Raw genomic sequence first — 25,750 nt, forward strand, 5'->3', positions numbered from 1 at the left:
GCGCGTGAACGAACTCTCCTTGGGAGCTCCCTCCTACTTGCCCGCCGTACTGGAGCGAATTCGTTCGGTCGAAAAAATGCCTCTGCCGTCCAATCTGGCGGAATTGATTGACGCGGCAGCCAAGGCAGCTCCCGATCGGGACGTGTGGAATTTTTTCGAAACTGGCGAGCGGGAAACCTATGATGGTCTCCGGCGGCGGGTGAACTATCTTGCAGCCCAGCTCCAGAAACACGGCGTCACCAAGGGGCGACATGTTGGAGTGATGCTGCCGAACATCCCGGCAATGCCCCTCACCTGGCTGGCACTTGCGAAGGTCGGCGCAGTTATGGTGCCAGTCAACACGGCCTACAAGGAGCGTGAGCTGGCTTATGTCTTGCTGAACAGCGAGGCGGAGTTCCTGATAATTCACGACGACTACCTGCCCCGGCTCGAGGGCGCGCGCGAGCACCACGGCGTCGCGATACCGCAGGAGATGACGTATGTCTTCGGGGGCTCTTCGGCCTACACGCGTTGGGAGGAGTTGGCCGATGGCCGCCTCGAGAGCTTCGAGCCGGCCGCAAAAGTGCAACCCAACGACCTCCTGAACATCCAGTACACGTCGGGCACGACGGGTTTCCCGAAAGGTTGCATGCTGACCCAGCAGTACTGGCTGGTGTCCGGGCATTCGAACGCGCACCGCGACGGCAGGCGTTATGAGAACCTGCTGGCTTCGACGCCCTTCTTCTACATGGATCCCCAGTGGCTTCTGCTGATGACGATCATCCAGCGGGGCACCCTGTTCGTTGCCCAGCGCCAAAGCACGTCCCGCTTCATGACGTGGGTCCGCGAGCACAAGATCAACTTCTGCCTGCTGCCCTGGATTCTTTACAAGGAGCCCCAGCAGCCCGACGATGACAGGAACTCGATAGTGCGTGCCAACATCTATGGCGTGCCGCGGGCGATTCATGCGGAAATCGAACAGCGATTTGGCCTCAAGGCCCGGGAAGCGTTCGGCATGACCGAACTAGGCCCGACGCTGTTCATGCCGATAGAGGCGTCCGACATGGTCGGCTCCGGTTCCTGCGGGCTGCCTGCTCCGTTCCGGGAATGCCGGCTCGTAGACGAGTACGGAAACGAAGTCGACGTCGGCGAGCCGGGCGAGCTTCTGGTTCGCGGCAAGGGGATGCTGCTGGGTTACTACAGGAACCCCGAGGCGACGGCGGAATCAATGCCCGATGGCTGGTTCCGCACAGGTGACCTGTTCCGGAAGGACCACAACGGATTCTACACGATCATCGGCCGGCGGAAGGATATGGTTCGTCGAAGCGGAGAGAACATTGCCGCGCGCGAGGTCGAGGCCGTGCTCAATGCTTTCCCGTATGTCTCGGAATCTGCGATCATCGGGGTCCCTGACGAAAGGCGCGGCGAAGAGGTCAAGGCTTACATCGTCGTCAAGCAGGGCGTGGAAGAGACGGATGGCTTGCTTGTCGAGATCGTCCGCCATTGCGAGGAGCAACTGGCGGCGTTCAAGGTGCCCCGCTTCTACGAGTTCCGAAAGGAATTCCCTCGCACCGGATCCGCAAAGATCGCAAAGCATCTTTTGCGTTCCGAAGACAAGGACCTGCGGTCGGGAGCGTTCGATCGCGTGACAGGAAGCTGGGGCTGAGCAGAGACGTGGGAAAGCCGTATGACGTCGTCATCATCGGGGCCGGCCACAACGGGTTAGTGTCCGGTGCTTACCTGGCGCAAGCTGGCAAGTCCGTGCTGGCGCTGGAGCGGCGCGACGTGATCGGAGGCGCTGCGGTCACCGAAGAGCTCTGGCCGGGCTATAGCATTAATACAGCTTCGTACGTGATGTCGCTGCTCCAGCCCAAGATCATGCTTGATCTCAAGTTGAAGTCGCATGGTCTCGAAGTGATCGAACCGCCGCCGCTGGTGCAGCTGTTTCCGGACGGCCGGCATTTGACGTTCTGGGGAGCCCCCGAGCGTATGGCAGCGGAATTTGCAAAGTTCTGCCCGGAGGACCGCGAGGCGTACGTCAGGTACCGCGCCCATCTCACCGTCCTCGCTCCGACGGTTCGAAACCTCATGTGGTCGGTTCCCATCGATCCGACGTCGCGCAAGCCCTCCGAAATGGCAGCGACGCTTCGCTTCCTTTGGAAGAACCGCGGCGCGATCCGCAACTTCTACGACCTCTTCGACCTCTTCACCATGAGCGCCTACGACTACTTGGGGCGTTGGTTCAAGTCGGAGACAGCAAAGCTCGCGCTTGGATTCTACGCCGCGGGCGGCGGGGGCGGAAACGCTAGCTTCCGTACCCCCGGCACGGCTTTCGCCCTTACGCGGTCCCTCTTGCGGGACCATTCGACGGCAGCGGGCGGGCCGGGCTTCGTCAAGGGCGGCATGGGCTCGATTTCAAAGGCGATCGCAGCGGCTGGCGGCGCACATGGAATGGAGGTCCGCACGGGGGCGAAGGTCGCGAGCGTCATCGTCAAGGATGGCCGCGCCGTCGGGGTGGAGCTCGAGACGGGCGAAACAGTGAGCGCCAAGGTGGTTGTGGCCAATGCCAACGCCCGCACGACATTTCTCCAACTGGTGCCCAAGACCGCATTGCCGGCTGGCTTTGTTGCCCACATTGCACAGTACCAGGCCAAATCCACGGTCTTCAAAGTTCATCTCGCGCTGGACGGACTTCCGACGGTTCCGGGGTTCGCGGAGCGGTCGCTGGGGTTCGACTACCCCATACAGCTTCGGATCGCGCCGAGCGTGGATTCAATCGAGGAGTCTTACGCCCTGGCGCAGGCTGGCCGCATCACCGAACGGCCCTTCCTGACGGCGATGACCCCAAGCGTCCTCGACCCAACGTTGGCGCCTCCTGGACACCACGTCATGAGCATTTTCGGCGGTCACGTTCCTAACGTGCCGCGCGGATCGAGCTGGGATGACAAGCGGGAGGATCTGTACGAGAGCGCCATCGACACGCTTGCCGAATACATGCCGGACGTCCGGCAGCGCATCGTTCATCACCAGACGCTGACGCCACTGGACTACGAGCGGGTTTTCGACCTTCCGGGGGGCCACCTGCAGCACGGCGAAATGAGCCTGAACCAGATGTTCTTCAGTCGGCCGGCCCCCCATTTCGCGGCCCACCGTTCGCCCGTTGCGGGCCTGTACATCTGCGGCGCATCAGCCCATCCGGGCGGAGGCGTCACAGGCATTCCCGGCCACAACGCGGCGTCCGTCATCTTGAAAGACAGGGCGGTGTGAGATGTTGGTCGATTTTGCAAGCCGCCCGCCCCTGCCGGAGTTCAGCAAGACTGGCGCACATCTGAGCAATTATCGCCGGGTCTACGAGAAGAGCGAGAAGCTGACCGTCGGGAGCGACGCGGGACAGGCCTTGGACAATTACCTTGCGATGTATGAGCGCATCGGCACCAAAGTGGTGGTCCTGAAAGCTCGCGATCTTGAATCCACCTTTGGATTCGCGATCACCAACAAGGACGTCGCGGCGTTCTGCCGGGCACACGGTCCGCGCTTCATCGGTTTCGCTGGCGTGGATCCCTACAAGACCGACGCGGTCAGCGAGTTGGATTTCGCGATCAACGAGCTGGGGCTCCGGGGGCTGAACATTCAGTGCTTCGAGCATCTGATGAACGCCGATGATCGCAGGCTATATCCGCTGTATGAAAAGTGCATCGAGCTAGACATCCCGGTGAACATTCACTGCGGGGTCAATTTCGCCCGGCCGGCGCCAATGACACACGGGCGGCCAGAGAGCATCGACCGGGTGCTGGTGGATTTCCCGACATTGCGCGTGTGCGCCTCGCCGCCGGGCTGGCCCTGGGTCAATGAACTCATCGCGGTCGCCATGCGCCACCCGACCCTTTTTATTGGCTTGGTGGCTGTCCGCCCCAAGCTGCTTGCGACCGATGGCTCAGGCTATGAGCCTCTGTTGCAGTATGGCCGCACGCTTCTCGCCGACAGGATGATTTTCGGCTCGTCCTTTCCGCTTGTCCCGGTCGGCAGGTCCATCGAGGAAATCCGTGCCTTGCCCATTCCGGGGGACGTGCAGGAGAAGTGGCTAGGAGCGAACGCCGCTGTCTTCCTCAAGCTATAACCTTCTGGCTCGCCCAGTCGCCCTGCGGCACTCGCGCCGGAAAGTCGCCGCAAGCGAACCGATAACTTCTAGGCTGGCTAACCTTTCGCAATGGCTATTTGCGACGAATGGCCGAAGGCTACTAGGTTTTGATTTAGATGGCGCTGACACCGCGCCAAGCAAGGGGAACAGATGACGACCAAGAACTCCGTCATGCCGCCGCGCGAGAAATGCGTGCTTCCGGCCATGCTCGATGCCCAGTCCGAAAGGCTGGGAGACAAGATGTTGATCATGTTCGACGGCGACGAGCAGTGGACCTACAACGAGGCGCGCTCGCTGAGCCGCGGCACGGCCGCCGCCCTTCAGAAGCTTGGCATCCAGCGCGGTGAGCCTGTCCTCGTTTGGCTGCCGAACGCGAGCGACATCGTTCGGGTGCATTTCGGCCTCTGCTACATGGGCGGCATCTTCGTCCCTATCAACTTGGCACTGCGCGGAGGCACGCTCGAACACATCATCCGGAACTCAGGCGCGAAGACGATCATCTGCCACACCCATCTGCTCGACCGATTGGCCGCCGTGAAACTGGGTTCGCTGGAACGCGTGATCGTATTCGGCGGCGAGGCCAAGGGCGAGTTGCCGCTGGCATATCTGCCGTCCGACGTCTTGACTCCGGATGAAGGACGTTTCGTAGAGCCGAGTCCGCCCATTCAGCCGTGGGAGCCGCACGGGATCTTCTACACGTCGGGCACGACTGGACCGTCCAAGGGCGTCATCACGCCTCATGTCCACACGGCGGTGATGGGAAAGTGCGCGCTGAGGTTTTTCCAGGAAGACGACCGCTTCCTGATGAATCTTCCCTATTATCACCTCGGCGGAGCGCTCACGCCGCACGCAGTCCTGGGGTTCGGCGCATCCATGGCGCTTATGAAGAACTTCCGGACAGAGGAATTCTGGGACGAAATTCGCAGGACCCAATCAACCTGCTGCTTCCTGCTGGGGGCCGTGTCCACCTTCCTCATGAAGCAGCCGCCTCGCGCAGACGACGCCGACAATCCGCTTCGCACCGCCATCCAGCAGCCGCTTCCACAGTATTCCGTCGAGTTCGCCAAACGCTTCGGCGTTGCGCTGTATACCCAGCTCGACATGACGGAGATGGGACCAGCCATCATGTCGCCGCTCATAACGGACCGGCAGATGCCGCACGGATATTGCGGCCGCCTCGAAAACATCTGGCCGACCTTCGAGGTCCGGCTCGTCGACGAGAACGATTGCGAGGTTCCGGATGGCGAAGTCGGGGAACTGGCCGTTCGCTGCGACATGCCCCATGTCATCTCCCCGGGCTATTGGGCGATGCCGGAGGCGACTGCGAAGTCATGGCGGAACGGCTGGTTCCACACCGGAGACGCGCTCCGCCGCGACGCTGAGGGCAACTACTACTTCGTCGATCGCACCAAGGACTCGATCCGCCGCCGGGGCGAAAACATATCATCTGCAGAGGTCGAGGAGGAGGTCCTCAAGCATGTCGACATCGCAGATGCCGCTGCCGTGGGCGTGGTCAGCAAAATGGGCGAGCAGGAAGTGCTCGTCGTCGTCGAGCCGAAGCGTGGCAAGACCATCGACCCGGCCGAACTGCTCGAGTTTCTCCGCCCGCTCATGCCGCATTACATGGTCCCCCGCTACATCAGGGTGATGGACAAGATGCCTTACACCGAGACCCATAAGGTCCAGAAGGCCATGTTGCGCAGCGATGGAGTGAGCGCGCCCGGGGTTTGGGATCGCGAGGCCCACGGCATCAAGGTGAAACGCGAACTCATCGGCTGATCCTTCAGCCACCACTTCCGACGATACAACGTTCCGACACCAGGCGCGAAGCGATGACGCACGTCACTACGAACCCCACCCGAGAGACCTCCGTTATCTCCGCCATGCTCGATGCCGAGGCGGCCAGGCATGGCGACCGCACCCTGATCGTCTTCGATTCAGGGGACACCTGGTCCTACAGCGAGACACGCAGACGGGCACGGCGCAAGGCCGCCGCGCTCGGGCGCCTCGGCGTCAAGAAGGGCGACGCGGTCCTCGTCTGGCTTCCCAGCGGTCCGACGATCTTCACGCTGCATCTGGCGCTGTCTTATCTGGGCGCCATTTTCGTGCCTCTCAATCTGGCCCTGAAGGGCAGCGTGCTCCAACACGTCGTGAGCAACTCAGGAGCAAACCTGGTGATCTGCCATGCCGATCTGGTAGACCGCCTCGCGGCCATCGACACCTGCAAATTGGACAGCATGGTCGTGGTGGGCGGCCCACGCGATCTCAGCGAGAAAACGCCAGCGCTCCGCGAACTGCCCGAGCTTGCCCTGGCGTCGGATGACGAGGATTTCGTAGACGGCCTCGCGCAGCCCTGGGAGCCGCACGGCATCTTCTACACGTCGGGTACGACCGGGCCCTCCAAGGGCGTGATATGCCCGCACGTACATACAGCGGTCATGTCCAGGCACGCGCTTCGGTTTCTTGTCGAATCCGATCGGTTCATGATCAACATGCCGTACTTCCACCTGGCCGGAGCGCTGGTGCCCTTCGCCGTGATTGAACGCGGGGCGTCGATGTCGATGATCACGCGGTTCCGCACCCAGACGTTCTGGGACGACGTCCGGCGGACAGAGTCGACCGTCTGCTACATCCTCGACTCGATAAGAACCTTTCTAATGAAGCAGCCGCCGGATGCGCGTGACCGGGACAATCCGATGCGCGTCGTGGTCCAGCAGCCGCTGTCGCACGATTCACTCGAGTTCGCCGATCGGTTTGGTCTTACGGTGTACACCCAGTGGGACATGACCGAGCTGCTGCCTGTCATCATGTCCGAAGCCATCGGGGGCCCACGCCCGCCTGCGAAAGGGTACTGTGGAAAGGCCGGCGAACTCTCGCCTCGCAGCGAGTTGCGCATCGTGGACGACCATGACTGCGAGGTCCCGGACGGACAGATCGGCGAACTGATCGTGCGCTGCGAGCAGCCTTGGGTGATTTCGCCCGGTTATTGGGGCAATCCGGAAGCTACCGCCCGTTCTTGGCGCAGCGGCTGGTTCCACACCGGGGACCTGTTCCGCAAAGACAGCGAGGGGAACTTCTACTACGTCGACCGCACGAAGGACTCGATCCGCCGCCGAGGCGAGAACGTGTCGTCAAGCGAAGTCGAAGCCGATGTCCTTGGTCATCCCGACGTGCACCTGGCTGCCGCGATCGCGGTGCCCAGCGAGCATAGCGAGGACGAGGTAATGGTCGTCGTAAAGGCCAAGCCCGACCGCTCCGTCGACCCCGCCGAACTCTTTGAATTCCTCGTCCCGCGCATGCCGCACTACATGCTCCCGCGCTTCATTCGCGTGGTCGAAGAGTTCGCGATGACGGAAACGATCAAGATCCGCAAGAACGTGCTTCGCGACGAGGGCGTCACCCCCGACACCTGGGACCGGGAAAGGGCCGGGATCGTGGTCAAGGCGCAGCGGATCGGCGAGCGCTGAAGTCGTCATCTTGCACAATACGCAATCGATGAACTTGGAACGGAGGACACGATGATCACACGCAAGGAGCCGCCCTACCCGATAGCGCTGCCCTATACCGACATCATCTACGACGTCTCGGACCGGATCGCCACGATCACGATCAACCGGCCGAAGACGCTCAACGCGATGACGCAGCATACGATCTACGAGCTTGAACATGCGTTCGACGCTGCCGAGAAGGATCGCAACGTCGGGGTTATCGTGTTGACGGGTTCGGGCGAACGGGCCTTCTGCTCCGGCGGAGACGTCAATTGGGAGCACGACGAAGGCTCGGAGCGCGAGCATTACGATCTCAACCGGATCGTTGTCGATTGCTCGAAAGCCGTAATTGCGCGCGTGAATGGATATGCGATCGGCGGCGGCAACCACCTCGCCTACTTCTGCGACATAACCATCGCCGCCGAGCACGCCATTTTCGGGCAGAACGGCCCTCGTATCGGTTCGCCTGCTGGCGGCTACATGGTTTCCCATTCGGCCAACATCCTTGGCCACAAGCGCGCCCGCGAGATGTGGCTGCTGTGCCGTCGGTACACGGCGGCACAGATGCTCGACTGGGGCATGGTCAATGCTGTCGTGCCCCTCAAGGACCTCGACGCTGAAGTCCGGAAATGGGCAGACGAACTGCTGGCCATTTCGCCAACCTGCATGAAGATCGTCAAGGCTTCCATGCGCAACCACATGGACCACGTCATGGAGACAGAGATGCTCGACATCGTGGCCCGCGTCGCCCCCGGCTACTTCCAGACCGGGGAACAGAAGGAGGGGACGGGCGCCTTCCTCGAAAAGCGAAAGCCCAACTTTGATCCTTTCCGCTGAACAGCCGAGCAACGGCAAAAATTGATGGAGCATGTCATGAGCAAGAACGTAGTTTTGGTAACCGGCGCGGCAGGCGGGATCGGGAGGAGCATTTGCGAGAGGCTCGTCGCCGATGGCTACAGCGTGGCCGCCACCGATATCAACGCTGAGGGCCTAAAAGACCTGGAAGCCAGCCTTGGCGGTTCGTTGAAGGCTTATCCGGCGGACCAAACGGACCTCGCCAAGGTCGAGGCTTTGGTCGCTCAGGCCGAGAAGGACCTGGGACCGATTTTTGGCCTCGTGAACGTTACGGGCTGGACGCATGCGACCCGCTTCGAAACCGAGACCGCGGACTATTGGGACAAGGTCATTGCGATCAACTTCACGTCGCTGCTTTATGTCACCCAGCCTATCTTGAAGTCCATGATCGCCCGCAAGGCCGGCCGCATGGTGTTTATCGCCTCGGACGCCGGCAAGGTCGGCACCGCCACTGAGGCAGTCTACGCTGGGGCGAAGGGTGCCGTAATCGCCTTCGCCAAAAGCATCGCGCGCGAGAACGCTCGGCATTCGATCAACGTCAATTGCGTCTCCCCAGGCCCGACGGAGACCCCGCTCTTCGCCGAGGAGATGAAGGACAACCCGCAGATTGTCGAGCGCATGCTGAAGGCCATTCCCTTCCGTCGCGCCGCCAAGCCATCGGACCAGGCCGCCGTCGTTTCCTTCCTGCTGTCAGACGATGCAAGCTACCTGACCGGGCAGGCGCTCAGTGTCAGCGGCGGCTTGACGATGATTTGACGGCTGGGCCGTTTGGGCCTGGGCCACTACTTCATCCAGAGGAAAATTGCACCCGGCGCGATGGATGATCGCGCCGGATACAGGTCGCAGAGCGGCCGAAGGTGAGAGGCGAAGCGAAGTGGCGGAACCAACAGTCACGCTTTCTAGGAGCGGTTCGGTCGGGGTGATTACGATCGACAATCCGCCCGTCAATGCCCTCTCGCAGGAAGTGCGCATTGGCCTTCTGTCCGCTCTCGAACAGGCCGAGCTCGACCCGACGCTTGTCGGAGGGGTATTGCGGTGCGCGGGCCGCACGTTCGTTGCAGGCGCCGACATCACGGAGATGGATGCACCGCCCTCCGAACCCACGCTGCCAACCGTGGCCGACGCATTCGAACGTTCCCGCCTCTGCTGGGTCGCCGCGATGCACGGCACGGCCCTCGGAGGAGGGCTTGAGCTCGCACTGGCCTGCTGCGGCCGCGTCGCGGAGCCTGGTACGCGTGTTGGCATGCCCGAAGTGACGCTTGGCATTATTCCAGGCGCCGGCGGAACGGTGCGCCTAACGTCACTGATCGGCGCGGAAGCGGCCGCCCGCCTGGTGACCACGGGCAAGCAAATCGATGCAGTCGAATCCAGGCAGATCGGTCTGATCGACGTTATCGCAGAGGACGCTCATGCTGCCTCGCTGGAGATTGCGGGATCCGGTGGTCGCGCGATAGAGACCAGCCCTACGCCGCGTGCACCCAAGCCGGAGTTCTGGGATCAGGAAAGCATTCGCGTCAGGGAAAAGGCCCGAGGGCAAGAGTCTCCTATCGAGGCGCTTGCCGCCATACGTGAGGCAGCCACACTCCCACGCGCCGAAGCCTTGCAAGCTGAACGTAGGCGCTTCCTGCGCCTGCGGGAGAGTGAGCAGGCAAAGGCGCTCAGGCACGTTTTCTTCGCCGAGCGCAAGGCTGGCGCATCGTTGCGTAACGTCCCGAAAGCTGCCGACCTGCAGCGGGTGGGCGTCGTGGGCGGCGGCACGATGGGCAGCAGCATCGCCACGGCCGTTCTCATCAGCGGCACTGCCGTGACCTTGGTCGAGCAGGACGACGCCGCGACAGCGCGTGCACGGAACCTGATCGAGACGAACCTGAAGGCGAGTGCGAAGCGCGGGGTGATCTCAAGCGTCGAACCCGTTCTCGCGCGGCTTTCCGTCTGCACTGCCCTTTCCGACCTGGAAGAGTGCCCCCTTGTGATTGAAGCAGTGTTCGAGGACATGGCGATAAAGACGGCCTTGTTCAAAGCGCTCGACGACGTTTTGCCAGCCACCGCGGTCCTCGCCACCAACACTTCCTACCTCGACGTGAGGGAGCTTGCCCGATCGGTCCGGGATCCGTCGCGGGTGTTGGGATTGCACTTTTTTGCCCCCGCGCACGTCATGAAGCTCCTGGAAGTCGTCCGCCTGCCGCAGACCAGCGATCCGGCGCTTGCGGCGGGAAGCGCTCTCGCGCGCCAACTTCGAAAAACTGCTGTGGTAACAGGTGTTTGCGAAGGGTTTATCGGAAACAGGATTATGGCTGCCTATCGCCGCAACGCTGAGGAAATGCTTCTGCGTGGCGCGCAGCCCGAAACAATTGACGCAGCGATGCGCGACTATGGTTTCGCGGCCGGAATTTTTGAGACCCAGGACCTCTCCGGACTGGATATCGCGTGGGCGATGCGAAAGAGGCGCCGCCTGGAAGGTAAGGATCCCGCGATCGCCACGATCAGCGACGCGCTCTGCGAGGTGGAGCGGCTCGGCCGCAAGACCATGGGCGGCTGGTACGACTACGTCGACGGCCGGCAAGTCAGCTCGCCGGAGACTGCCCGTCTTATTGCCGAGTTCCGCGATGGCGCAGGCATCACGCCACGCGTGTACACGGCAGCCGAAATCGTCAATTCCATCCTGGCCGCCATGAGCCGGGAAGCAGAGGCGATCCTACGCGAAGGCATTGCGGAAGGCCCAGACGATATCGACGTGGTCATGATTGTGGGCTTCGGCTTCCCCCGCTACCGCGGTGGCCCGATGTACATCGCCCGCAAGGCCCAGTGACGGCACCTCCAGCGTTCCCATAGAAACGGGACGCGGGCTGGCGTCCGCGCTGGTGGTCGTCGGTTGCGGGCCGCCATCCCTCTCCTGCCAGCCTGCCCGCCAGACAGGGAGTTGAGGATCCGATTGGTTACGCGGCCGCCCATGCTTGGACTCGGATGCTCCTTGACAAGCGGCCCTGCAGTGGAGGCCGAAATTTCCTTGCGCCCTGGTCCGCAATGCCGTTGCACCTGGTTATTGCATCCGAACTCCACAGCCGGTCTTCACTTAGCCGCAAGCCGCGCGCTACATTTTTTGAAATAATCATGATAGTTCAGCGTTTTACACGACATTTCGCGTCCCATAATCAACGGTGCCGGACCAGCAACTCAAACGATATAGGCCTCTCACGTCGCGAGGCTGGTAAAGTTGTGAAATGTCCTCGAACCAAGAACAGAATTCCAGGCAGGACAAACATTTGGGAGATACCAAAATGAGAATTGGCTTAGCGCTCGCTGCAACGTTGGGGCTTTGGCTGACATCAGGCGACGTCGTTCATGCCGCCGACTGCGGCTCGGCAGACGAGATCTCGATAACCGAGCTCAACTGGCCTTCGGGAGCGTTCTTCGCGAACCTTCACCAGATCGTGCTTAGCAAGGGCTACGGCTGCAATGCTACCTTGACTCCAGGTGACACGGCATCCAGCACGGCCAGCATGGCAGCCCGAGGCAAGCCAGACATCAATCCGGAGTTGTGGGTCGACAACGTCAAGGATTTCTGGGCCAAGGTTACCGCCGAGAAAAAGGTCTACGCTGCTGGGCACCCAGTCATCGAGGGTGGCATCGAGGGCTTTTTCATCCCGAAGTACGTCGCCGAGGCCCATCCCGACCTCAAGTCGATCACCGACCTGGCCAAGTTTAAGGATTTGTTCCCCGACCCTGCCGACCCCTCGAAGGGCGTGCTGTACACGTGCCAACCGGGCTGGTCGTGCGAGGTTCTCATCGCGAACATGGCGAAGGCCTTCAAGCTCGACTCGACGTTCAACCTTTTCTCGCCAGGTTCTTCCGCTGCCTTGGACGCTACGATCGTAAAGGCATACCAGCGCAAGGAACCGATCGTGACGTATTATTGGGCGCCGACCCCGCTGCTGGGCAAGTACCCGATGGTCCGGCTTGAGATGCCGCCCTATGTCGAAGGCACCTGCAACAACGACAAGAACTGCACGTCCCCAAAGCCCAGCGACTTTCCCCCCGGCAAGATCGTGACGGCTGTGTCTACGGCTGCAAAGGACAAGGCGCCTGGTCCGGCTAAATACCTCGCGGCGTTCACAATCAAGAACCAGGTAGTGAGCCAGATGCTCGCCTGGGCGGATGACAACAAGGCGACGCCTGCGGATACCGCCAAGCAGTTCCTGAAGACCCACGAGGAAATCTGGACAAAGTGGGTCCCGGCAGATGTCGCGGCACGCGTAAAAGCGGGTCTATAGACCGCAACATGGGCTGCCGGATTGCGTCGCGCATCCGGCAGCCTCCTATTTCGTTTAGGAGGCGACCTTGTTCCCCGAATTGTTTGATACCCGGAGCTTTCGAGAGGCGATCGACAGGTCTGCCGATTGGGTTGTGACCAACTGGGGGGCAACGATCGAGGCGGCTTTCTCGCCCCTCCTCCGCGGGTTGGTACTTCTTGAGCAGGGCCTCCTATGGCTGCCATGGTATGTGCTAATCGGGGCGGTTTGCGGCATTTCGTTCCTGATCACCAGGAACGTCAAGTTGCCCCTCGGAGTGGGCATCTTGCTTTTCCTCATCGGAGCAGTCGGCTTTTGGGACGATTGCGTCAGGACGATCGCGCTGATGCTGGCGGCGACGCTAGTTTCGCTTGCGATCGGAATTCCGTTTGGAATCGCAATGTCGCTGTCCCTCACGGTGCGGACGATCATGCGCCCGCTTTTAGACATCATGCAGACAATGCCGAGTTTCGTTTACCTCATTCCGGCGGTCATGCTGCTCGGCCCCGGAAAGGTTCCGGCTTTGCTGGCCACCGTGATCTACGCCGTTGCGCCCGTAATGCGCCTTACGGACCTCGGAATTCGGCAGGTGGACCCGGATGTCGTCGAGGCGGTCACCTCTTTTGGCGCTGGCGACTGGCAGAAGCTGATCCACGCCCAGTTGCCGCTCGCTCTGCCGACCATAATGGCCGGCATAAACCAAACGATGATGATGGCTTTGTCGATGGTCGTTATCGCTTCGATGATCGGCGCAGGCGGTCTTGGCTACCAGGTTCTCCAAGGGATCGGGAGACTTGAGGTGAGCCGCGGCCTTCTGGCCGGACTGAGTATTGTCGCTCTGGCAATCGTCTTCGATCGCATTGCCCAAGCGTATGGCCGACGGATGCAAACCAGCCTTCACATGAACGATGAATAATACAGCAAAACCTAAAATCGTTTGCCGCGATATCTTCAAGATTTTCGGCAAGACGCCAGCGAAAGCCCTTGAGCTCGCGGCTCGCGGGGTATCGCGTGCCGACATCCTGTCCCAAACCGGAAACGTCGTCGCACTGCGCGATATCTCTTTCGAGATGGCGGCCGGCGAGACTTTCGTGATCATGGGCTTGTCGGGCTCCGGCAAGTCGACGCTCATTCGCCATTTCAACCGCCTGGTGGAACCGACCTCAGGCTCCATCACTGTTGACGGCGAAGACATCGTTGCCATGGGGAAAGCCAGGCTGCGCGAGTTCCGGCGTCGGAAGGTCAGCATGGTTTTCCAAAACTTCGGATTGCTTCCGCACCGGACCGTGCTCGACAACGTGGCATACGGGCTCTTGATGCAGGGGCGGCCAAAGGCGGAGCAGCGTGAACGCGCCGCTTACTGGATCAGCCAGGTAGGCCTCGCCGGCTACGAAGGGCACTACCCTCGCCAGTTGTCCGGCGGCATGAAGCAGCGCGTGGGACTTGCACGCGCGCTGGCGGGCGAGGCTGAAATATTGCTGATGGATGAAGCTTTCAGCGCCCTTGACCCACTAATCCGGGGCGAGATGCAGGAGCAGCTCGCCAGCCTTCAGAAAGAGCTCGGCAAGACGGTCGTTTTCATCACCCACGATCCGGATGAAGCGATGCTGCTCGGCGACCGAATAGCGATCCTGCGGGAAGGTTCCATCCAGCAGATCGGCACGCCCGAGCAAATCCTGCTCGAGCCCGCGAACGATTACATCGCCCGCTTCGTCAAGTCGGTCAATCGCGCGCGCTTCCTCACTGCAGGCCAGGTGATGATTTCCTTCCCGGTACTGGCCGAGAAGGGCCTGACGAGGGAAGCCGCCTGCGCAGCGATGGCCGACAGCAACGTGGACCACGTATTCGTAACCCGCGACGGGGCGCTCGCAGGTGTTCTTACGAAGGATGCGCTGCAGGAGTCCTCCAAAGGGACTGGCGGCATTCATGTGACCACGTCGTGCAAGACGTCAATGCCGTTGGAACAGGTCACGCCCCTTATCGCAAGGTCTTCGCTCCCCGTGGCCGTCGTTGATCTCGAAGGAAGGGTGGTGGGCGGCCTTACGCGCGCTGTCACCCTGCGCTCAATCGGCGAGCTGACCGCAAGGTCCTCGGCGTGACGGAACTGAGCCAGCTTCGCGACGCGTTCGAGCGCGACGGAGTCATCGTGCTTCGTGGCCTGCTGACAGCGGAAGCCGTCTTGAGGATGCGCGCTGCGGCGGCAGAGCTGCTAGACCCGCTCGAACCGCACTCCTCAGGTTTGACCGAGAAGCGCGGGCTTTGGCGAGAGCATCCGGTGTTCAGGGAGTTCGTTCAATTCTCTGCAGCTCCGCGCCTTGCGGCCGCGCTGATGCGGTCGTCGTCTGCAAGGTTTTTTTTCGATCGCCTTGCGTACAAGGGGCCTTCGGGGCTGTTTCCCATACCCTGGCACCGGGATCAGCCGCATTGGCCAGTGGCAGGCAAGATGGTTTGCACCATCGGGATCGCTCTCGATCCCATCCGCATTGAAACGGGCGGCCTGGAATTCCAGCCTGGCACCCATCTGAAGAGTGCCCCCCAACAGACCGATGCTGGATCTCCAGCCGCGGTGAGTTGGGAGATGGAGCCGGGTGACTGCCACATCTACAGTTCGATGCTTGTTCATCGGATGGGAGCGTCAGCGGCCGGCGACAGAAGGTACTCCTTCGTCACTCGCTGGCTTGGCGAGGACGCCAGCATCGACCCGCGGCCGGGTACCGATTCCAGTCTCTTCGGCTGCTTCCTTGAGGCGACCGAGCCACCGGATTTTGCCGCGCTGGAGCCGGATTGGGGCAGCCTCAGATTGGTCTCGCCGCGAACCAACTAATCGAAAAATTGGATTGAAGGTGAACCGTGGAAAAAGTTGATAAGCCAGTAGCCATCGTCACAGCTTCCAGTTCGGGAATCGGCGCCACCATCGCCAAGACGCTACATGATCGCGGCTATAGCCTGGCGCTGTTCGCGTCCTCCGAGCGCGTAGAATCGGTTGCCAAGCCGTTCGACGCGCTCGCGGTGCGGGGCTCGCTTGACCGGCGCGAGGACTTGGAACGGCTTACCGACGCCACCCTAGAGCGTTATGGCCGGATCGACGCCCTGGTCAACAACTCGGCTCGGCCGACGTCAGGCGATGTCTTGTCCATATCGGACTCCGACTGGCTTTTCGAATTTCAGATGCAGTTCATGAACGCGGTGCGAATGACGCAGCTGGTCTTGCCGCAGCTGAGAACCCGCAAGGGATCGATCGTGAACATCTCTGCCTACACTGCCCGCGAGCCGGATCAGAGGTACGTTGTCGGCGGGGTCATGCGAGCGGCCCTGCTCAACTTCATGAAGTTGGCCGCTGAGAAAGAGGCCCCTTCAGGGGTCCGCATCAACAACCTGCTTGTCGGATTTGTCGACAACTATCCAGAGATTGAATCAATTGTCAGTGCCATACCGATGGGTCGATATGCGCGTATAGCCGAAATCGCCAACACCGTTGCGTTCCTGCTTTCGGCCGACGCTGGCTACATCACTGGGACCAGCATCGCTATAGACGGCGGCCTTAGCCGGGCAGTGTAAGCGGATAACTCATCACAAGCCGCAAGGAGCAGCCAGGGCTGGCCCGACAGACTTTGGCCCTGCCCTATCCGCACCTGCATCGCACAGAGCACAATTGGAGTTTCCGTTGGAACCTTCGCTGCTTACCGCCGCATCGCTGTATGACCGCGTCCAGCGGGTGATCCCGCCCATCGAATGGCCGGCTTTCACCGACGACATTGACGCCATTCTCACCCTGAAGCGGGAGCGCAACGCCGTCATCCTGGCGCACAATTACCAGACGCCCGAGATCTTCCATTGCGTGGCCGACATTGTCGGCGACAGCCTGGCGCTCGCCCGCAAGGCGATGTCGGTCGACGCGGACATCATCGTGCTGGCCGGCGTGCATTTCATGGCCGAGACGGCCAAGCTGCTCAATCCCGCAAGACCGTGCTCATCCCGGATCTCGGCGCCGGCTGTTCGCTGGCCGACTCGATCACGGCTTCCGATATACGCCTGATGCGCGAGCGCTATCCGGACGTGCCGATTGTGACCTACGTCAACACCTCAGCCGCCGTGAAGGCCGAGTCCGACATCTGCTGCACATCGGGCAATGCGCTGGGCGTGGTGGAATCTCTCGGCGCGCCACGCGTCATCATGCTGCCCGACGAATATCTGGCGAGGAACATCGCGGCGCAGACCAAGATCGAGATCGTCGCCTGGAAGGGGCACTGCGAAGTGCATGAGCGCTTCACGCCCGCCGACATACGCGAACTGCGCGAGGCGCATCCCGGCGTCACCGTGCTTGCCCATCCCGAATGCCAGCCGGAGGTCGTCGCGGTGGCTGATTTCGCGGGCTCGACGGCGGCGATGTCCGACTACGTCGGACGGCACAAGCCGGCGCGCGTCGTGCTGATGACCGAATGCTCGATGAGCGACAACGTCGCCGTCGAGCATCCGGAAGTCGACTTCGTTCGGCCATGCAATCTCTGCCCGCACATGAAGCGCATCGCGCTCGCCAACATCCGCTTGGCGCTTGAGGAGAACCGCCACATCATCACCATCGATCCGGTTGTGGCCGAAGGCGCCCGCCTGGCGGTTGAGCGGATGCTTGCCATATGATTGTGCGCGACCTGCAGGGGCGGCCCGTGATCATCGGAGGCGGCATCGCCGGACTGATGACGGCCCTGCACCTTGCACCGGAGCCTGTGGTCCTCATCTCCAAAGCGTTACTGGGGGATGATTCCTCCAGCGTACTTGCCCAAGGCGGACTTGCGGCGAGCCTCGGCAGCGACGACAGCGCGGACCTGCATCTTTCCGACACGCTTGCGGCTGGTGACGGCCTTTGCGACGGAGCCACGGCACGGCGCGTGACGGAGGCCGCACCAGGCGCGATCGAGCATCTTGAGCAGTTGGGGGTCGTCTTCGACTATGATTCCAACGGCAGGTTTCTGCTGGGGCTGGAAGCCGCGCATTCGCGAAAGCGGATCGTACATGCAGTCGGCGACGCAACGGGTAGTGAACTCGTACGCGCGCTGTCTGCCGCCGTGCGGCAGACACCTTCGATCACAGTCCTCGAGGACGTCGAGGTGCGGCGCCTGTTTGCCGAGGACGGCGAGATCAATGGCGTGCTCGCGGTTGGCAGCAGCGGCGCCATCTCCCTTGCTACTTGTCGGGTCGTTCTGGCCACTGGCGGCATAGGCGGCCTCTTTGACCTAACCACAAATCCCCTCGAATGCTTCGGCCAAGGTCTTGCTCTCGCTGCACGTGCCGGCGCAGAACTTTCCGATCTCGAATTCCTGCAGTTCCACCCAACTGCGCTGGACGGCCCGAGGCGCCCGATGCCGTTGGTAAGCGAAGCAGTGCGTGGGGAAGGCGCGATCCTCGTCGACGACCGCGGCCGTCGCTTCCTGGCCGATACGCCGGGAGGCGAACTGGCTTCACGCGATGTTGTGGCGCGGGCCGTCTGGCGAGAGCTTCGCGACGGCCACCGTGTGTTCCTTGACGCGCGGCAATGTCTGGGCGCGAGATTTGCAGAGCGCTTTCCGGCGATCGCATCCCTGGCGCGCGAGGCAGGCATCGATCCAGCCTTCGAGCCCATTCCCGTTCGTCCCGCGGCGCACTATCACATGGGAGGTGTAGCTGTGGACAGGGAAGGCCGCAGCTCGGTTCGCGGATTGTGGGCCTGTGGCGAAGTCGCTCGCACGGGGCTGCACGGGGCCAACCGGCTTGCCAGCAATTCGCTCACTGAAGCCGTGACATCGGCCGCATGGGTCGCGGCGAGCGTCGCCGGGGCGTCGCGGAACACGCGCACGCGGCTGAGGCCGACCATCGTGCCGCCGCGACCCGATGCGTCTCGAGTTCGCCCGATCGCTTCGCATGCGCTCGGCATCGAGCGCGAGAGCGAGACGCTGGGCGAGGCAGTCAGGACACTGGCGCCGATTGCAGCCGGCTACGATGCGGCCTCGGATCCCGCGCTGGTCGCCCTTATGATAGCGGTCGCTGCACATCGCCGTGAGGAAAGCCGCGGAGCGCACTTCCGCGCGGACTTCCCCCAGCGTGGCACAGGGCCGCGCTCGTTGCGGTTGACGCTCGGCCGGACATTCGAAGCGGCGGCGAGCCTCGCCGACTGGATGCCCGCCACGCGGCTCGACAGGAGGGCATAGCAATGCATCTGGTGCCTCTGCCACGCGTGATGGTCGAGCCGCTGGTGCGCGCCGCTTTGCTGGAGGATCTCGGCCGCGCCGGAGATATCACCACCGATGCGATCGTTCCGGCTTTGTGCATAGAGTCACCGGAGCATGCAGACATCTTTACTCCGTAATATTATGAGATACGGACTGTGATTGGCGTTCCTATTTGCGAGAAGCAATTCAGGAGTTTTGCGCGGATTTTGAGTTCTGTGATCTGGCGATCGAAGGTTTTGGCGCAAACACACTGACCAAAGCGCTTGAAGCATGACATCTTCGTCTCGGCGAGACTGCGTCGATGATAGTCGCTCCACTTCTTCCAGATAGCTCGCCCCAGCGATTTGGTTGCCCGCAGCGTTTCATTACGGGCCTCGACGCCAGGACCATCCTTCGTCCAGTGACGCCCGTTGCGACGGACGGGGATAACGGCGTCTGCCTTGCGCGCGGCAATCGCCGCATGGCAGTTGCGGGTGTCGTATGCGCCGTCCCCGCCCACGGCAAGGATCCGCTCATCGTCTGAGATCTGCGCCAGCAGATCGGGAAGCACAGGCGCATCGCCCGTCCCATTGGTGGTGACCTCAATGGCGCGTATATCCAGCGTGTCGGCATCGATCCCGAGATGGACCTTGCGCCATTGACGCCGGTACGAAGCGCCATGCTTGCGCCTTTTCCACTCACCTTCACCCATCATCTTGATGCCGGTGCTGTCCACAAGCAGATGCAGGCCACCGCAACTGCGGCGGTCACCCAAATCCACGGGCAGCGTAGTTTGGCGCCGGCATAGCGTCGTATAATCGGGAACCGGCCAGTCCAGGCCCGCCAGCTTCAGAAGACTCGCCACAAAGCCCGTCACCTGGCGCAGCGGAAGACCGAACAGCGCCTTCATCGTCAGGCAGAACTCGATCGCGGTATCGGAAAATCGCTGCGGGCGACCGAGCCGTCCGCACGGCGCCGATAGCCAGACCATCTCCGCGTCAAACCAGACATCAAGAGAACCACGCCGCTTCAGCGATGAATTATACTCGCTCCAGTTCGTCGTGCGGTATCGCGGCTTCAGGGGCTTCGGCATCCAGCCCAATTACACGCCGAGATTCCTTCAAGGAATCCCAAATCCGCATTTTATGCAACAAAGCCGATCCAATGCGCAGCCAGTCATCCACGATCGCTGGCAGACCGTAGAACAGGCCATGGGCCTGCCAATGCAGGGTAAAGCCGCCCTTTTCTACGCGCTGCCGGAATGCCGCCTCCGTCGCGAATTCATTGTCTTCGCCGCCGCTGGCCGGTCTTGTGATCACCCGGCGCACGAATTTGAAGCGGTCATCGCCGTCCAGCTCCTCTCTTGCACATTTCAGCAATGTGTCCTTGCCGACGCCGCTGGAGCCGACGACAAGAACCAAAATGCCTTCCCGGCAGGGGTATTTACGCATTGTACTGCGCCTCTGTCCGAACCGGAGAGAACGCGAACTGCGAGGTCGCGATGAAATCGGCGCCGGGTTCCGGCTCCTCGAAGAGGGTGATTGCGTCGATCCGGAACTCTTCTTCAAGCAGCGGCAGAAAACGGTCTTGAAGCTGACTAACCAGACCCAGTCGATCGTCTGGCGCCACGGGGCCGGTCAGGGTCATGTGGAAACGGAACCGATCGACTCCTCCTCGTCGAGAGACGGTTTGAGGCGGCGCCGGAGGTCCTGCGGCGTCATCGAGGCGCGGAAACGATCAAATTCCGAGACCACCTGCCCGGCAAAATCCTGAAGACCTGGCACAGGGTCGCTGGGCACGAGTGCAAAGAACCGCCCCAGGTTTGCGATCCGCAACGGTCCGAGCGGACAGGCCGACCGGGCTTGGACAAAGCCCGGATCGCAGCCTCCAGCGCTTCGCGGGGCACTCCCGGGGCGAGACGGAACGGCGCTTTCAGCGTCGCGTGGAACCCGTATCGCCGGGGCTCTGTTGTGAGCACTGTGGCCCCTGGTCTTTCCTCGCCAAGCGGTTCGATCTGCCCGAAAGCGCTCCTCCCCAGCCAATTCGCCGCCGCCCGGCTCAACGGATGGGTCGCAGCCGGGGTGTAGTAGAGCACATAGCGCCGCTCATTAGCCGGCCATATTGCTCATTGCCAGTTCCCGCACCTCGCCAGATGCGACGACAGGTGTTGGCACCGCCAGGGTTCCGTCGGAATAGACCAGCTCGCCACGCGCGAAGGTGGCGCGGACATGGCCGACTCCCTGATCGTCGGCAATGATCAAATCGGCGCGCTTGCCTACGGCGATCTCGCCGCGATCAGGCAGGCCGAGCGCCCGCGCAGGATTGCCCGTTGCGAGCCGCGCGGCGCCCGCAAGCCCGAGCGGGTCGTCGGCCGCAAGGATCAGGATTGCCGGAAGGATCGCCGAGGGGTGATAGTCGGCGGCCAGAATGTCGAGCACACCGCTACGATGGGCTGACCGGGCCGAGAGGTTGCCGGAATAACTTTCTCCCCGCAGGGCGTTCGGCGCGCCCATCACGATCGCCATGCCCCGGGCATGTGCTTCCCGCGCGGCCTCCAGCGTCACCGGAAACTCGCTGATGCCAGCGCCGATGCTATGCATCATCAACACCTTCTCCGGCGTATCATCATCATGGCTGGCGATCGGAATGCCCGCGCTGGCGCAGGCTTCGGCCATCGCCTTGATGGTCGCAAAGGTATCGCCCGCCTGCCCGACTTTCTCGCGGAAGCTCTCGGCGACGGCCCGTTCGGCCTCTTCGCGGGATTGGGTCTCCGCCTCCTTCGCCCGAATGAGGCGTTCGATATCGCGATACTGCCCCTGTCCCGGCGTATGATCCATCAGCGACAGAAGATCGACCGTGCCCTCCTCGATCAGTTCCTTCACCGCCTCCAGCGCGGCCGGGAAAGTGATCTCGAACCGCGCATGAACCTTGTGATCGATCGACAGCGCGGGGCGCATCTTCTTCAGCGCGCGCAGGATCCCCATGGAGTGATCGTGGCTGCGCAGATGGCCCGAAGACGATTTTCCGCTGAACCCGAGAGAGGCATAGGCGGTTGTGATGCCAGCCACCTTAAGGCGCCGATCGAGATCGCGGAAACCGAGCTCGAAGGGCATCTTGACCCGCGGCCGCGGTTCCACCTCGCGTTCGATCATATCGCCATGCATGTCGATGAACCCGGGCATGAGCAGCAACCCCTGCCCGTCCACACCCGCACCGGCGACCGGCGTCTCGGCGATCTCGGTGATGACGCCGCCCTCGAGTCGCAAGGCTCCCCGTTCCAGCACGCGATCCGCGAGCACGATACGAACATTGTTAAGCCACATTGGCCATCTCCATCGGTTGCAGGCGGATTTCGCGATCGACGAGTGTCTCGACGTCACCGGGATGGTGAAACACGCCGATCATGGCGACGCCCCCAGCCTTCAGATCGGCAAGACGGGCGACAAGGGCGCCACGTGCCTGCGCGTCGAGAGAGGCGGTCGGCTCGTCGAGCAGCACCAGGCGCTGCGGCCGGATCAGGGCGCGGGCGAGGTTGACCTTTTGCTGTTCGCCGCCCGAAAAGGTCATCGGATAGGCGGCCCAGAGGTCGCGTTTGACGCCGAAGGTCTCCAGCCAGTGCCGCGCCTCTTCGCGCGCCTCCTGCAGCGGCGTTCCGGCCTGCAGTAGCGGTTCGGCGACAACATCCTCGGCCGAGACCCGGGGACGGGCGGTCAGGAACTGGGTGACGAAACCGATCTCGCGCCGCCTGAGCAGGGCAATGTCGATATCGGCGGCACGGGCGAGGTCAATCCGCCCCTGCCCGCGCGGCAAGGTATACCAGACATGGCCCGACACCGGTCGATAGGTCCGGTAGAGCGTGCGCAGCAGCGTGGATTTGCCAACGCCGTTGGGGCCCGAGAGCAGCAGGAACTCGCCCGGGGCGACACTGAAGGACAGCGTGGCGAAGGCTGGGATGATGTGACCGAGGTGATGAATCTCGAACGCCTTGGTCAGGCGATCGACAGTAAGCAGGTTTTCCATCGTGTCAAAGCTTCGCATGTACGAGTTGTTGGGTATAGGCGTGCTGCGGGTCCTGGAAGACCTGATCGACCAGCCCTTCCTCGACGACTTTGCCGCGGCGCATGACCATCACCCGGTCGGCCATGGTGCGGATCACGCCGAGATCGTGGCTGACGATCACCATGGTGATCCCGCGATCGCGCTGCAGCCGCTTGAGCGTGTCAAGCACCAGCGCCTGAACCGAAACGTCGAGCCCCGTGGTCGGTTCGTCCAAAAGCAGCACCGCCGGTTCCAGCGCGATCGCCTTGGCGATCTGCACCCGCTGCTGCATGCCGCCCGACAGTTCGATGGGTGGCGCATCCATGCGGCTTAGAGGAAATTCCGATGCGTTAAGCGCGTCGCGGGCTTTTTCCCGCAGGACATAAAAGCGCCGCTCGCCGGCGATCAGCAGCCGTTCGGCGACATTCCCGGACGAGCTGTTGTGCATCAGCAGCCCCAGATGCGGGTTCTGATAGACGATGCCGATCTTCTTGGCGCGCAGCATCCGCGCCGCGTAGCGGCTAAGCGCGAACAAGTTGCCCTTGGTCTCGGGCAGGTTCAGCGAACAGTCTCCGATATCCGGAGTTTCCTCCAGGTTCATCATCCGCAGCAGGGTCGATTTACCCGATCCGCTTTCGCCAACGATGCCAAGCACCTCGCCGGGATAGACCCTGGCAGACACGTCGCGCAGCGCCTCTACCGATCCGTAGCGTTTCGATACCCCGGACAGCTCCATCAGAGGTTGCTGGGTGACCAGCCGGGGAGCGTCAAACATTTGGGCGGTGATCATTGCATTTCCCCGTTCTTGTACCACGTCTCGCCGATCCGCACCGCCTCACCGGCCGCGCGCTCCAGCGCCTTGGCGCCCAGATGACTGTCGGAAATCTCATAGCGTGTCCCGCCGCCATCCAGCGGTATCTCGTTCATGAAGAACCCTTTGAGACCTGAGCGGGAACAGGTCACCCTGGCGTGGTCTTCGACCTTGTAGGGCACGTCGTCGAAGACCAGCGGCTCGACCCTGGTAAAGGGCGGCACCGCATGGATCCGCTTCTCGCGCCCGGCCGGAAGCAGGGTGAGATGGCGCGCCATATGCAGTTTCCGCACGTCCCAGCGCGGGATCGGCGAGGGCGTGATCACATAGCGCCCGTTCACCAGCGCCGGATATTCCGCCCCCTGCATGATCCGCCCAGAACGCACGATTTCCTCATAGAGTTTAAGCCAGAGCCGGCCGTAATCGGCATCGGCATGCATCTGGCGCGCGATGGCCATGCTCGGTTGCACCGGGCGAAGCGGTTCCGGATTGGGCACCTGCAGCACCAGAATCTGGTCCTCGCGCAGGATTTCCTCGGGCACCCGGTGACGCGACTGGATAAGCGTCGCCTCAAGCGTGTCCAAGGTCGTTTCCGCCCCCGAGACCCGCGCGAGAAACTGCCGGATCGAGGCGGCGTTGACGCTGTCGTCATCGCCCTGGTCGATCACCTTGACGACATGGCGCGGGTTGAGCAGGGTCAGGGTCGCCTGCAGCCCGCCGGTGCCCCAGCCGCGGGCTATGGGCACCTCGCGCGAGGCATAGGGCATCTGGCAGCCCGGCACCGCCACCGCCTTGATCATCTTGCGGCGCAGTTCGCGCTTGGCCGAGGCGTCCAGGAACCCGTAGGACATGGCACGCCAATCCTTGGTCAGTTTTTTGAGGCTCATGCGTCTTCCTCCTCGCGGACAGCCTGGCTGGCGTCCGGTGTCTTTTCCCGTTCCGCTCGCGCCCCGCGCAGGGCATCGAGCGCGGATTGGAATGTGACGTAATGCGGCAGTTTGAAGTGAATGCAGAAGCCGGAGCTTTCCACGGCCTCAGTGTGATAGAGGAAGAACTCTTCCCCCATCGGCGAGTCCGAAGTCGCCGTCGAGCTGTTGAGATCCAGCGTAGCCCCCGCGATCACCTTGACCTCGTTCCAGCCGAAGGTCGCGCAGAAGCCGAGCGGAAGCTTGCCGTCGGCGTCGAGCTTGGACACCATCTCGGCCTGGCTGGTTTTCACCCGCCCAGCGGAAAAGACGGTGCCCTTGGGATGGGTGACGCGCAGTTCGGCCTGCGACAGACGCAGCTCGTTGACCGTGGGATGCGCCTGTCCGTAGCCGCGCATCGCCGCGTAGCCAAGCGCCAGCACGCCGCCGGTATCCGCGCGCGCGAGGCTTTGAAGCGTATGCGCGCGCTTGGCCGGAAACAGCAGCGGCTCGCGGGTGACATCGGGAATGTCGTGCTTGTCAACCTCTTCGCGGGTAACCTCGGCCAACAACCCCTGCTGTTTTTGCCAGGAGGCCAGCGAGGGCTGGCGCGACGGCGCGGGCTTGTCGGCCGGCGTCACCGGCTCGGGCGACATCCCACCCTGTTCCAACACCTCCGTCGCAAGAATGCGGTGCGAATAGTCGAGCGTCGGGCCGAGGATCTGTCCGCCCGGGATGTCCTTGAACGCGGCAGAGATGCGGCGATGGGTAAAGGTCTGGTCCGGCAGGACCGGCTCGGCGATGCCAAGCCGCGGCTGCGTCGTGCGCCAGGCCCGGAGCAACAGAAGCGTCTCGTAGAGATCGCCGCCCGACTGCGCCAGCGCCAGCGCCGCCAGTTCGGGCGCATAGAGCGAGGCCTCTCCCATCACACGGTCGATCAGGGACGGCAGAGCCGCCTCGATCCCGGCGACCCGGTCCCGGTCGATGCGGCCCATCTGTTCGCGATAAAGCCGCTCGGCCTGCTGGATGGCTTTCTCGCCGCCACGCGCTGCAACATAGGCCATC

At 62.4% G+C, this 25,750-nt stretch carries 23 protein-coding genes and 2 pseudogenes; 16 read left to right on the plus strand and 9 right to left on the minus strand.

Annotation, left to right across the window (positions count from 1 at the left end):
- Positions 1-4: 4 nt before the first annotated feature.
- From L4923_RS10250 to L4923_RS10325, 16 genes and pseudogenes are all read left to right on the plus strand, one after another.
- Positions 5-1,645 (plus strand): class I adenylate-forming enzyme family protein, encoded by a 1,641-nt coding sequence (locus L4923_RS10250; protein WP_239364409.1) that lies wholly within the window; start codon positions 5-7, stop codon positions 1,643-1,645.
- Positions 1,646-1,653: 8 nt separating this feature from the next.
- On the plus strand, positions 1,654-3,246 hold the full coding sequence (locus tag L4923_RS10255; protein WP_239364410.1) for a phytoene desaturase family protein: 1,593 nt from the start codon (positions 1,654-1,656) through the stop codon (positions 3,244-3,246).
- Position 3,247: 1 nt separating this feature from the next.
- Positions 3,248-4,096 (plus strand): amidohydrolase family protein, encoded by an 849-nt coding sequence (locus L4923_RS10260; RefSeq protein ID WP_239364411.1) that lies wholly within the window; start codon positions 3,248-3,250, stop codon positions 4,094-4,096.
- A 225-nt stretch (positions 4,097-4,321) separates the two neighbouring features.
- Entirely contained in the window at positions 4,322-5,896 is a 1,575-nt protein-coding gene (locus L4923_RS10265; RefSeq protein WP_275448356.1) for an AMP-binding protein, read from the plus strand.
- 53 nt (positions 5,897-5,949) lie between these two features.
- Entirely contained in the window at positions 5,950-7,584 is a 1,635-nt protein-coding gene (locus L4923_RS10270) for an AMP-binding protein (RefSeq protein ID WP_239364413.1), read from the plus strand.
- A 51-nt stretch (positions 7,585-7,635) separates the two neighbouring features.
- Positions 7,636-8,442, plus strand: a complete 807-nt coding sequence (locus L4923_RS10275) for an enoyl-CoA hydratase-related protein (RefSeq protein WP_239364414.1) — start codon at positions 7,636-7,638, stop codon at positions 8,440-8,442.
- Between the two features lie 36 nt (positions 8,443-8,478).
- Positions 8,479-9,216, plus strand: a complete 738-nt coding sequence (locus tag L4923_RS10280; RefSeq protein WP_239364418.1) for an SDR family NAD(P)-dependent oxidoreductase — start codon at positions 8,479-8,481, stop codon at positions 9,214-9,216.
- A 64-nt stretch (positions 9,217-9,280) separates the two neighbouring features.
- Complete coding sequence (locus L4923_RS10285; protein ID WP_239364421.1) at positions 9,281-11,269, plus strand: 3-hydroxyacyl-CoA dehydrogenase NAD-binding domain-containing protein; 1,989 nt, start codon at positions 9,281-9,283, stop codon at positions 11,267-11,269.
- A 454-nt stretch (positions 11,270-11,723) separates the two neighbouring features.
- On the plus strand, positions 11,724-12,731 hold the full coding sequence (locus tag L4923_RS10290) for an ABC transporter substrate-binding protein (RefSeq protein WP_239364423.1): 1,008 nt from the start codon (positions 11,724-11,726) through the stop codon (positions 12,729-12,731).
- 67 nt (positions 12,732-12,798) lie between these two features.
- Complete coding sequence (locus L4923_RS10295) at positions 12,799-13,665, plus strand: ABC transporter permease (protein WP_239364425.1); 867 nt, start codon at positions 12,799-12,801, stop codon at positions 13,663-13,665.
- Entirely contained in the window at positions 13,658-14,848 is a 1,191-nt protein-coding gene (locus L4923_RS10300) for a quaternary amine ABC transporter ATP-binding protein (protein WP_275448348.1), read from the plus strand. Before L4923_RS10295 ends, L4923_RS10300 begins: the two co-directional genes overlap by 8 nt.
- Positions 14,845-15,573 carry a phytanoyl-CoA dioxygenase family protein gene (locus tag L4923_RS10305; protein WP_239364433.1) on the plus strand — a complete coding sequence of 243 codons (729 nt, stop codon included), beginning with the start codon at positions 14,845-14,847 and terminating at the stop codon, positions 15,571-15,573. The genes L4923_RS10300 and L4923_RS10305 overlap by 4 nt, the downstream gene beginning before the upstream one ends.
- A 26-nt stretch (positions 15,574-15,599) precedes the next feature.
- The gene (locus L4923_RS10310; protein WP_239364435.1) at positions 15,600-16,307 is read left to right on the plus strand and encodes an SDR family oxidoreductase; all 708 of its coding nucleotides are present in this window, start codon (positions 15,600-15,602) and stop codon (positions 16,305-16,307) included.
- A gap of 106 nt (positions 16,308-16,413) precedes the next feature.
- Positions 16,414-17,387, plus strand: a pseudogene (gene nadA, locus L4923_RS10315) (quinolinate synthase NadA).
- A complete protein-coding gene (locus L4923_RS10320; RefSeq protein WP_239364437.1) occupies positions 17,384-18,931 on the plus strand; it encodes an L-aspartate oxidase in 1,548 nt (515 codons plus the stop codon). The pseudogene nadA and the gene L4923_RS10320 overlap by 4 nt, the downstream one beginning before the upstream one ends.
- A 2-nt stretch (positions 18,932-18,933) precedes the next feature.
- Positions 18,934-19,044, plus strand: a pseudogene (locus tag L4923_RS10325) (carboxylating nicotinate-nucleotide diphosphorylase); the annotation flags it as partial.
- Positions 19,045-19,091: 47 nt separating this feature from the next.
- Here L4923_RS10325 and L4923_RS10330 read toward each other — a convergent pair.
- The 9 genes from L4923_RS10330 to L4923_RS10365 form a co-directional block, all read right to left on the minus strand.
- Positions 19,092-20,024 (minus strand): IS5 family transposase, encoded by a 933-nt coding sequence (locus L4923_RS10330; protein ID WP_239364439.1) that lies wholly within the window; start codon positions 20,022-20,024, stop codon positions 19,092-19,094.
- Positions 19,972-20,382 (minus strand): nucleoside/nucleotide kinase family protein, encoded by a 411-nt coding sequence (locus L4923_RS10335; RefSeq protein WP_239364441.1) that lies wholly within the window; start codon positions 20,380-20,382, stop codon positions 19,972-19,974. The genes L4923_RS10330 and L4923_RS10335 overlap by 53 nt, the downstream gene beginning before the upstream one ends.
- Entirely contained in the window at positions 20,375-20,578 is a 204-nt protein-coding gene (locus L4923_RS31200) for a DUF1045 domain-containing protein (RefSeq protein WP_425530929.1), read from the minus strand. Before L4923_RS31200 ends, L4923_RS10335 begins: the two co-directional genes overlap by 8 nt.
- Complete coding sequence (locus L4923_RS10340) at positions 20,575-20,973, minus strand: DUF1045 domain-containing protein (protein WP_425530930.1); 399 nt, start codon at positions 20,971-20,973, stop codon at positions 20,575-20,577. The genes L4923_RS31200 and L4923_RS10340 overlap by 4 nt, the downstream gene beginning before the upstream one ends.
- A gap of 66 nt (positions 20,974-21,039) precedes the next feature.
- A complete protein-coding gene (locus L4923_RS10345; RefSeq protein ID WP_239364444.1) occupies positions 21,040-22,254 on the minus strand; it encodes an alpha-D-ribose 1-methylphosphonate 5-triphosphate diphosphatase in 1,215 nt (404 codons plus the stop codon).
- Entirely contained in the window at positions 22,244-22,951 is a 708-nt protein-coding gene (locus L4923_RS10350) for a phosphonate C-P lyase system protein PhnL (RefSeq protein ID WP_239364447.1), read from the minus strand. The genes L4923_RS10345 and L4923_RS10350 overlap by 11 nt, the downstream gene beginning before the upstream one ends.
- Positions 22,952-22,955: 4 nt before the next feature.
- Positions 22,956-23,759: an ATP-binding cassette domain-containing protein gene (locus L4923_RS10355; protein ID WP_239364451.1), complete on the minus strand. Its 804-nt coding sequence runs from the start codon at positions 23,757-23,759 to the stop codon at positions 22,956-22,958.
- Complete coding sequence (locus tag L4923_RS10360; RefSeq protein ID WP_239364454.1) at positions 23,756-24,667, minus strand: alpha-D-ribose 1-methylphosphonate 5-phosphate C-P-lyase PhnJ; 912 nt, start codon at positions 24,665-24,667, stop codon at positions 23,756-23,758. Before L4923_RS10360 ends, L4923_RS10355 begins: the two co-directional genes overlap by 4 nt.
- The gene (locus L4923_RS10365; protein WP_239364456.1) at positions 24,664-25,749 is read right to left on the minus strand and encodes a carbon-phosphorus lyase complex subunit PhnI; all 1,086 of its coding nucleotides are present in this window, start codon (positions 25,747-25,749) and stop codon (positions 24,664-24,666) included. Before L4923_RS10365 ends, L4923_RS10360 begins: the two co-directional genes overlap by 4 nt.
- Position 25,750 lies beyond the last annotated feature (1 nt).

It is taken from the genome of Terribium retamae, from assembly GCF_022347545.1.
GTDB lineage: Bacteria > Pseudomonadota > Alphaproteobacteria > Rhizobiales > Rhizobiaceae > Mesorhizobium > Mesorhizobium retamae.

Coding starts and splice junctions, on each gene's coding strand:
- L4923_RS10260 (WP_239364411.1), top strand. CDS start 3,248: ATGTTGGTCGATTTTGCAAGCCGCCCGCCCCTGCCGGAGTTCAGCAAG.
- L4923_RS10265 (WP_275448356.1), top strand. CDS start 4,322: ATGCTCGATGCCCAGTCCGAAAGGCTGGGAGACAAGATGTTGATCATG.
- L4923_RS10270 (WP_239364413.1), top strand. CDS start 5,950: ATGACGCACGTCACTACGAACCCCACCCGAGAGACCTCCGTTATCTCC.
- L4923_RS10275 (WP_239364414.1), top strand. CDS start 7,636: ATGATCACACGCAAGGAGCCGCCCTACCCGATAGCGCTGCCCTATACC.
- L4923_RS10280 (WP_239364418.1), top strand. CDS start 8,479: ATGAGCAAGAACGTAGTTTTGGTAACCGGCGCGGCAGGCGGGATCGGG.
- L4923_RS10285 (WP_239364421.1), top strand. CDS start 9,281: ATGATCGCGCCGGATACAGGTCGCAGAGCGGCCGAAGGTGAGAGGCGA.
- L4923_RS10300 (WP_275448348.1), top strand. CDS start 13,658: ATGAATAATACAGCAAAACCTAAAATCGTTTGCCGCGATATCTTCAAG.
- L4923_RS10320 (WP_239364437.1), top strand. CDS start 17,384: ATGATTGTGCGCGACCTGCAGGGGCGGCCCGTGATCATCGGAGGCGGC.
- L4923_RS10330 (WP_239364439.1), bottom strand. CDS start 20,024: ATGCCGAAGCCCCTGAAGCCGCGATACCGCACGACGAACTGGAGCGAG.
- L4923_RS10335 (WP_239364441.1), bottom strand. CDS start 20,382: ATGCGTAAATACCCCTGCCGGGAAGGCATTTTGGTTCTTGTCGTCGGC.
- L4923_RS31200 (WP_425530929.1), bottom strand. CDS start 20,578: ATGACCCTGACCGGCCCCGTGGCGCCAGACGATCGACTGGGTCTGGTT.
- L4923_RS10345 (WP_239364444.1), bottom strand. CDS start 22,254: ATGTGGCTTAACAATGTTCGTATCGTGCTCGCGGATCGCGTGCTGGAA.
- L4923_RS10350 (WP_239364447.1), bottom strand. CDS start 22,951: ATGGAAAACCTGCTTACTGTCGATCGCCTGACCAAGGCGTTCGAGATT.
- L4923_RS10355 (WP_239364451.1), bottom strand. CDS start 23,759: ATGATCACCGCCCAAATGTTTGACGCTCCCCGGCTGGTCACCCAGCAA.
- L4923_RS10360 (WP_239364454.1), bottom strand. CDS start 24,667: ATGAGCCTCAAAAAACTGACCAAGGATTGGCGTGCCATGTCCTACGGG.
- L4923_RS10365 (WP_239364456.1), bottom strand. CDS start 25,749: ATGGCCTATGTTGCAGCGCGTGGCGGCGAGAAAGCCATCCAGCAGGCC.